At 26.3% G+C, this 7683-nt stretch carries 12 protein-coding genes; 1 reads left to right on the top strand and 11 read right to left on the bottom strand.

What is annotated here, in order from left to right; genetic code table 11:
- Window positions 1-58 precede the first annotated feature (58 nt).
- From JWF52_RS18085 to JWF52_RS18035, 11 genes are read right to left on the bottom strand one after another with little or no spacing between them, the layout of a single operon-like run.
- Window positions 59-379: a flagellar protein FliT gene (locus tag JWF52_RS18085; RefSeq protein WP_208334875.1), complete on the bottom strand. Its 321-nt coding sequence runs from the start codon at window positions 377-379 to the stop codon at window positions 59-61.
- A gap of 14 nt (window positions 380-393) precedes the next feature.
- On the bottom strand, window positions 394-1965 hold the full coding sequence (gene fliD, locus JWF52_RS18080) for a flagellar filament capping protein FliD (RefSeq protein WP_208334874.1): 1572 nt from the start codon (window positions 1963-1965) through the stop codon (window positions 394-396).
- 12 nt (window positions 1966-1977) lie between these two features.
- Entirely contained in the window at window positions 1978-2361 is a 384-nt protein-coding gene (fliS, locus tag JWF52_RS18075) for a flagellar export chaperone FliS (protein WP_208334873.1), read from the bottom strand.
- 19 nt (window positions 2362-2380) lie between these two features.
- Window positions 2381-2593 carry a carbon storage regulator CsrA gene (gene csrA / locus JWF52_RS18070; RefSeq protein ID WP_208334872.1) on the bottom strand — a complete coding sequence of 71 codons (213 nt, stop codon included), beginning with the start codon at window positions 2591-2593 and terminating at the stop codon, window positions 2381-2383.
- The gene (gene fliW, locus JWF52_RS18065; protein WP_286184269.1) at window positions 2577-2975 is read right to left on the bottom strand and encodes a flagellar assembly protein FliW; all 399 of its coding nucleotides are present in this window, start codon (window positions 2973-2975) and stop codon (window positions 2577-2579) included. The genes csrA and fliW overlap by 17 nt, the downstream gene beginning before the upstream one ends.
- Window positions 2976-2988: 13 nt before the next feature.
- Complete coding sequence (locus tag JWF52_RS19520) at window positions 2989-3930, bottom strand: flagellin N-terminal helical domain-containing protein (RefSeq protein WP_286184268.1); 942 nt, start codon at window positions 3928-3930, stop codon at window positions 2989-2991.
- Between the two features lie 14 nt (window positions 3931-3944).
- Window positions 3945-5225, bottom strand: coding sequence for a flagellar hook-associated protein FlgK (gene flgK / locus JWF52_RS18055; RefSeq protein WP_208334871.1), 1281 nt, complete (start codon window positions 5223-5225; stop codon window positions 3945-3947).
- Window positions 5226-5245: 20 nt separating this feature from the next.
- Complete coding sequence (locus JWF52_RS18050) at window positions 5246-5659, bottom strand: flagellar protein FlgN (protein WP_208334870.1); 414 nt, start codon at window positions 5657-5659, stop codon at window positions 5246-5248.
- Window positions 5660-5926, bottom strand: coding sequence for a flagellar biosynthesis anti-sigma factor FlgM (gene flgM / locus JWF52_RS18045; RefSeq protein WP_208334869.1), 267 nt, complete (start codon window positions 5924-5926; stop codon window positions 5660-5662).
- Window positions 5927-5962: 36 nt separating this feature from the next.
- Window positions 5963-6286: a FliM/FliN family flagellar motor switch protein gene (locus tag JWF52_RS18040; RefSeq protein ID WP_208334868.1), complete on the bottom strand. Its 324-nt coding sequence runs from the start codon at window positions 6284-6286 to the stop codon at window positions 5963-5965.
- A 12-nt stretch (window positions 6287-6298) separates the two neighbouring features.
- Window positions 6299-6721 (bottom strand): YaaR family protein, encoded by a 423-nt coding sequence (locus JWF52_RS18035; RefSeq protein WP_208334867.1) that lies wholly within the window; start codon window positions 6719-6721, stop codon window positions 6299-6301.
- Between the two features lie 193 nt (window positions 6722-6914).
- Between JWF52_RS18035 and JWF52_RS18030 the strand changes: the two genes are divergently transcribed.
- Complete coding sequence (locus JWF52_RS18030) at window positions 6915-7595, top strand: LytTR family DNA-binding domain-containing protein (protein WP_208334866.1); 681 nt, start codon at window positions 6915-6917, stop codon at window positions 7593-7595.
- Window positions 7596-7683: the final 88 nt, after the last annotated feature.

Here is a 7683-nt window from a genome sequence, read left to right as displayed (position 1 = left end):
AAAATACTTAGCTAAGTATCACTTACAATATAATATATCGATATATTTTAATAAAACTTTATACTTTTTTATTAAAAATATTTAATTTTTCTTTATTAAAATATGAATAGTTGTTATTTGCCTGTTTAGACACTTTATGTTCTTTAATTTCTTCTTTAACTTTATCTATATTTTCACTTAATAAATTATATATTTTTTTATCTATATCTAATATTTTTTTATCAATTAGTATTTTTTTTAATTCTGATTTATTAATTTCACTTTCTAATATTTCTTGTCTTTTATTTAAAAGACTATCTACTTTATCTAATTCAGATTTATTTATACATTCAATTATTTCTAAAGATATTTTTTCATATAGCTTTACAATTTCTATCATATATTTTACCAAACCTACATTTGTGAAAGATAATTCATTTGCGCATTAAGTTTATTAATACTTGATTCTAATTTTGCAAACTTTTTATACAGTGCATTTTCTTTTGCATCCATTTTTCTTGTAATATTTTTTATATTTTCTGCTTGTTTTTTTAATTGATCAGAATAAAAGTTTCTTACTGCAGATGCTGTTTTCTCTAGCCCTGCTTTTTTTGCAAATATAGATGATGAACCTCCTACATACTTATTCATAGTATTTTTCATATTTTCTAATACACTCGAACTGTCTTTAGCAAATACTTCATATACTCTAGTAGCATTAGTTTCTAAAGCTTTTGTAAATTTAGATTCATTTAATGTGATCTGTCCTCTTTTTGTATAGTCTTCATGGCTAGTTAAGCCCATCTCACTTAAGACTCCCATTTTATCTCCAAATATAGACTTTTGCATATCTGACATAAACTTTCTCATTTCAGAGTCATTTCTAAGTATGCCTTCTTTAGCTTTCTTTTCCCATTTTTCTATTTCTTTTTCACTCATATCTTCTTTTTGAGCTTCTGTTAAAGGTTTATAGTCTGCTGACTTTTTCTCCATTACAAGTTTGTATACCTTGTCCATTAGTTTATTATATTCTTCAACAAATGATTTCATATTTTCTACTACCGGTTGAACATCTTGTTTAGATGTAATGTCGGTACTACCTGTTGAATGTACGTTATATGTAACTCCATCTATTGTAAATGCATTTGATTTTTCATTTAGAGTTTTTGTAAATGACCCGTCCTTTGAAGATACTTGAATTATAGAGTTACTACCTACAGCTGTACCTTTAAATTCAATTTCAGTAAGTTTAGGCTTTCCACTCCCATCTAACTTGAAACTTCCATCAGATTCAAGTTCATATGATTTTGTCTTTAATCCTAAAAAGTCTAGAGAATTAGATATACTTCCATCTTCATTTAATATTTTTAGTTCACTATCTTTACCTTCTTTAGCTGATTCAATAGTAAATTCACCAGTCATTTCACTAAATGAAGCTCTAACATCTCCACTCATACTATTATTTATCTTACTTACTAGAGAATCTATAGTATCATCAGGCCCTATAGTTATAGTTTTTGAGTTAGAATCTTTCCCTACATTTACTTTAAATTTAGTTTCTGATGCTAGTCCCAATTCAGATAGCTTACTATCTTTTTTAATCATTTTTCCATTAGAAGCTTGTGATGATGTAGCTTTAGGAGCTTCAGCTAATTTTTCAATATTAAACTTATAATCAATCTTATTAGCACCTGCATTACCTTTAGCCGTTAAGACAGTAGAATCAGAACTAGTTAAAGATAGTGTGTTCCACGCACTACTAGTTGTTAAAGAATTCTTTGACGATACTGAAAAGTATTTCTCATTAATATCTTTAACATCTTTTATAACCTCTCTATATATTTCTTGTTGCCATTTTATAGTTTGTTCTTTTTGCTTAGCTGTATCTACCTTTTTTTGTTCTCCTGCAAGCATTTCTTTTATCATGGTTTCTGTATCCATACCAGTTGCAAGACCTGTTAATCTCAAACTATTTACACTTGACATAAAATCCCCTCCCTACTTACTTTTCTTTATTGCTTTATATGCCTCATGCCACATATCTCTTACTTCTTCAATTAAAGGAAGTACGTTATCTATTATCTGTGCATCTTTTTTTATATTAGCTTTAGCAAGTTCACTTTTTATAAATTCATACACATTATATAAATCGTTCATGTAACTTCCTGCATCTTTATCCATAGTTACCATAAGCTCTAAAAATATATCTTGAACTCTAACTAGCTCATCATGTGCTTTTTGCATATTCTTTTCTGATATTGCAAGCTTAGCTATTTTTGTATATTTAACAGCTCCATCTACTAACATAAGTAATAATTGTTCTTGTGACGCTGTGTTTACTGAATTCTGTTTATATATATTATATGGATTTGCTGCATACATAACTTTCTCCCTCACTCACTTACTTAAATAAATTTAAAATTTCATTTGTATTGGTTATAGCTTCTGAATTTTCTTTTTTAACATTTTCATATATTTCTTTTCTAAGTATAACCTTATCCTTGGGAGCATCTATAGCTATTTTAACGCTTCCATCTTCTATTTTTACTAACTTAATTTCTATATCATCTCCTATTAATATAGATTCTCCTTTTTTCCTAGTAACTACTAACATTCTTTTCACTCCCTGTTAAAGGTTCTTTTATGCTATATTTATCATCTTGCAATATTAATTGCTTTCCTTTATTATTTTTAATGTTTATTACTAAAGGAGCTTTTAAATTAACTGTACTTTGTTCTAATGTTTTGTTTAAAGTTATTAAATTTAATATTAATACGTCATTAGGATTTTCTATTTCCAACTCATTTACTACGTCATGATTTAAATTTATTTCATAGTCACTTTTAACTTCAAAAGGTGATATAGCTATAAAACCTATATTAATATCTTCTTTTGAATTTATAATTTTAAATTTAGTATTTTCTTCAATTTCATTTATTGTAAAAACTTTATATTCTTCAAGACCTGGAATTCCTTTATCAAATAATATTTCCATATATTCCTCCTAATTATCTTAGGTAATCAAGTATACTTGGCTGTATTAATTTTAATCCAGCTTGAATAGATGCATTATAAACCAATTCTGCTGATTTTAATTCAGTAAATTTTTCAACATGATTAACATCCTGATCTAATGATAATACACCTTTCATATTTAATATATGTTCATTATTAAGATCTTTTATATTTTCAGCTGTACTTACTCTAACACCAAGTTTAGTTCTATTATCTAGTGTATTGTTAAAAAATGAATCTATTTTAACTTTTACATCACTTGTCAATTTTTCTTTATTTACTTCAACATCCTTACCGTTTGCTATATCATTTAGCAATTTAGATACATCATTTATTGCAGAAAGGTAATCTTTTCCTCCCCTTCCTGTATCAAATATCTCTTTAGCAGATACGTTATAATCTATATTTATACCATCTGATATATCAGCTTTTAAGTCGTCTGAATTCGCCTTTGAATTTAATTCTAATGTTACCGTTCCATCTGCATTTTCTATTATATTTACTGGAGCTTCATCAACATTACTTCCTCCAAACATATGTCTTCCTGCATAACTTGAATTTAATGTTTCTCCTAATTCTCTAATTTTTACATTTACATCTGCATTTATAGCCTTAAATTCTTCTTCAGTATATGCACCATTACCAACTTTTAAAATAGATTCTTTAATATCATTAAGAGCTCTTCCAACTTCTTCTAATGATGAGTCTGTATTATTCATCCATCCTACAATTTCATCTATATTATAGTTGTATTTTTCTGTATATTTTATTTCGTTATTTAAATTCATTATTTTTATAGCTTTGTGAGGATCATCCGATACTCTATTTACTTGCTTACCTGTATCAAGCTGCTTACTTAATTTATCCATTCTTTGTAAACTTTCTTGTACGTCATACATATGACTTGCAAGCATTGATGAATTTGTTATTCTCATAATTACCTCCTAAGTTACCTTTTTAATCCATTTATTACAACGTCTAATAAAGAGTCTATCGTCGATACTACTTTAGCACTTGCGTTGTATGCATGGTGAAATTGTATTAAATTAGTCATTTCTTCATCTAATGCAACACCTGACTCATTTAGTCTTGTTTTGTTTACTTCTTTTAATATTTTACTTTGATTTTTTTCATTTCTTATCACTTCTTGAGATTCATTTCCCAAACTTTGTATTACGCTATTATAAAAGTTATTTATAGTTACGTCTTCTCCCTTGATACTGATTTTTTTATTTTTTAATCTATACATTTCTTGTGCTTTATCTGATGTTACATCTAAGTCAACAGTTCCATCTATTATTCCATCAGCTACTTTTAAAACTGGACTTTTAGTACCATCATACTCAAATAGATTAATTCTTAAAGTATCATTTACTGCTGTTGCTATATTTTCAGCTAATGTATTTACTTCAGTTTTGTATTTATCTATTTTTTCTATCATTTCTAGAGAACCTTTAATTTCTCCTGAAACATTTGCTATTTTTTTTAATTCATCTATCGTAACGTCTCCGCCCTTTGATATTTTATCATCAATCATTTTTTTTACTTCATCGTCTTGCATATTTATCTTAAAACTAAGATCATCTAGTATCCTATCTCTTTCATCTAGCAAATCATTAGGGCTTTTCCCACTACCTTCAACTATTTTAATCTCTTTGTTAAGATTTCTTAATTGATTAATTGCAAAGTTTATATCTTTTACCCTATTGTCTAAGTTTACTTGTGTTTGTTCTCCTAAGTTTTCTAATTTATTAGTTATTTGGCTTATTTTTTCAGCTAAATATTTACTATTTTGTGTTACTATATCTTTTGCACCATTATCTTTCGGGCTTTTAGCTAATTCCTGCCAACTAGTAAAGAAATTATTCATAGATGCAGAAATCGATGTATCTGATGGCTCATTAAATATGGTTTCCATATTTGTATAACTTTCATATTTAACTTTTAAGCTACCATATGTATGACTTTCGCTTCTATATTGAAAATCATAGAATGCATTTTTAGCTCTAGAAATATCTGTAACCTCTACACCAGTTCCTAATTGACCTGCTCCTAAGCTACTATTGTACCCTGGATAACTATATGCACTTCTAGCGCTTTGTTCTACTCTTTGTCTTGAATACCCTGGAGTATTCATATTATTTAAATTGTGCGAAGTTGTTTGTATAGCAACTTGACTCGCACTCATACCTGTTCTTGATGACTGTAAAGTCCCAAATAAACCTGACATAACTTTCCCTCCATTTTAATTTATTTTCCTACTTGCCCAAGTGAATTATATGTACCAATCCCTTTACTTGGCTTAATAAAATTTATCATTTTTTTTGTAAATAATAATTTCTGTTTTATAAGATTGTTATTTGCTTCTTTTTGTACTTCTAGCATATGAAGATAATGTTTTATATCTTCATATGCCTTAATTATATTTTCATCATTACAATCTTCTGTAAGTTTTGCCATACTAGTTTCACTGCCTACAATATTTCTTCTCTTAATTTCCAACGTTGCAAGCTCTTTTGCTACTAAATCTATTTCTGTAGCTATTTTATCAAGCTTAATTACGTCTTTATTTATTAATAATTCATATTGCTCATCTAGTAAATCTAAGAGTTTTTTTAATATATTTTTTTCTTCATATATAACTATTTTTAACTCTGGACTCAACTACTTTTCACCTCTCATATGCTCAATTATTTTCTTTGCTATATCCTTAGAATCTATTCTATAAGTTCCATTATCTATTTTCTTTTTTAATTCATTAACCTTTTCAATATTTATTTCTTCTTTTTTATTATTAACTTCACTCAAATATTTGCCTAAATCAGATATTTGTATAGTATCTATTTTCTCATTTTTTATAGCTTTTTCTTCAACCTTATTAGATTTATATATATTTTCAATAACTCTTTGGTTTATCGAACCTATTTTCATAGAATCCCTCCTTAGTATTAATAAATTACAAATATTTTAATTTTCATCATCTTCCATTTTTATAGTAGATAATCTTATTGCTAATTTATTATCTAATATTATACTTTCACCACTTGCTACCACTCTTCCATTTATACTTATATCTAACGGTTCTTCAAGGTGTTTATCTAATATGATTACATCACCTACACCTAATTCAGCTATTTTTTCTAACTTTTCTTTTGTTTCTCCTATTGATACTGTTATATCTAATTGTGCATTCATAATTTCATTCATTGCACTTATTGATTTTTTTTCACCTTCTTCTAGTTGTTCAAATTCAACCTCATATACATTATCATATTTTTTTAAAGTATCCATATTCATTCCTCCTTACATATATATATCTATTAGTAATCCATTTATCTCATCTACCTTAGATGCTACATCTATATTGCTCTTTTGATCGTATAATAGTTCTTTTGTTATTTCTTCTAACTTCTCATTTACTGTATTTACTGTCGTAAAGTAATTTGCATCCCAAAAACTATCTTTTTTATTTAATTCATATACGTAGTCTACTATAGATTTTAGGTAGCTTTTTATAACCTTCTTATATTTTACTACATCTGTGTAATTTTGAGTTACCGCTAATCTATTTCCAGTGTTCTTTATTTCTTTTATATATAATTCCAATTCTTCCTTTGTTTTTGACTTACTTGTTTGATTAAAACTATCACTAAAATCTAACTTACTTTTGTTATTTTTACTTTCTATATTGATGCTAGGGTTTAATCCTATATTTCCTACTTTCATATTTAACCTCTGTAATATTATTTAATATTCTATATTATATATTTTTACGGTTGTTTTGAATATTTCTTGAGTTAATTTTCAATAATTATTTAAGAGGTATATAAATGGTTCTTATCTAATATCTTATATTTAGAAGCTTGTTTTATTTATTATAAAATCAGCTTCAATTAATTATTTTGAAAGGAGATTTTTAATGTTTGATGTATGTGTATGTTGTAATAATATTAATGAAAGAAATAATTTAAATGGACTTTTGCTCAAATTCACTTCATTTAACAAATTCAAATATAAACTTTCTAATTTTAATTCTATTGATGATTTACTAAATAATAAACCACGAAATATAGATATTTTATTAGTCAGTGTGACTTTAAAAAATAAAACAATAGCTACTGAAATTAACCAAAAAATAACAAGTTTATATAGTAGTATCAAGATAATATTTATTCCTGAGATTATCGATTTTATGATTAATGGTTTCCCTCTAAAAGATTTTAAATATGTAATAAATCCTATAAATGAGGAAGCTTTTAATGATGAGCTTTTACAGTGTGTAAATGAGTTAAACGAAAATAATATATTAGGCGATATACCTTCTAAATCAATATTGCTTATTGAGTCTCATAAAAATAACTCTTTAGTATATACTCAAAATGATACTTTTACTATAGATTCTAATATTGATAAGTTAACAGAATCTCTAGATTCTTATATTTTTTATAGATGTAGCAATAAAAATTTAATCAACCTAAAACAAGTTCGTAGGTTAAATAAATCATCTGTTATAGTAGGTGATGTGGAGGTTTCTCTATCTCAAAATGATTTTTCTGGATTAAAAACAAGGTTATTACATATGTTAAATATAAAAAAATAGATGCTTTATTGCATCTATTTTTTTATTTTCTAAAATATATCTTATCTTTTGTAGTATTTCATAACTTTTGGTACATAATTTTGTGTTT

Source organism: Clostridium sp. CCUG 7971, assembly GCF_017590215.1.
In the GTDB taxonomy this organism is placed as follows: domain Bacteria; phylum Bacillota; class Clostridia; order Peptostreptococcales; family Peptostreptococcaceae; genus Faecalimicrobium.
The sequence above is the reverse complement of the archived record's forward strand: the minus strand, read 5'-3'. Positions and strand labels throughout refer to the sequence as shown.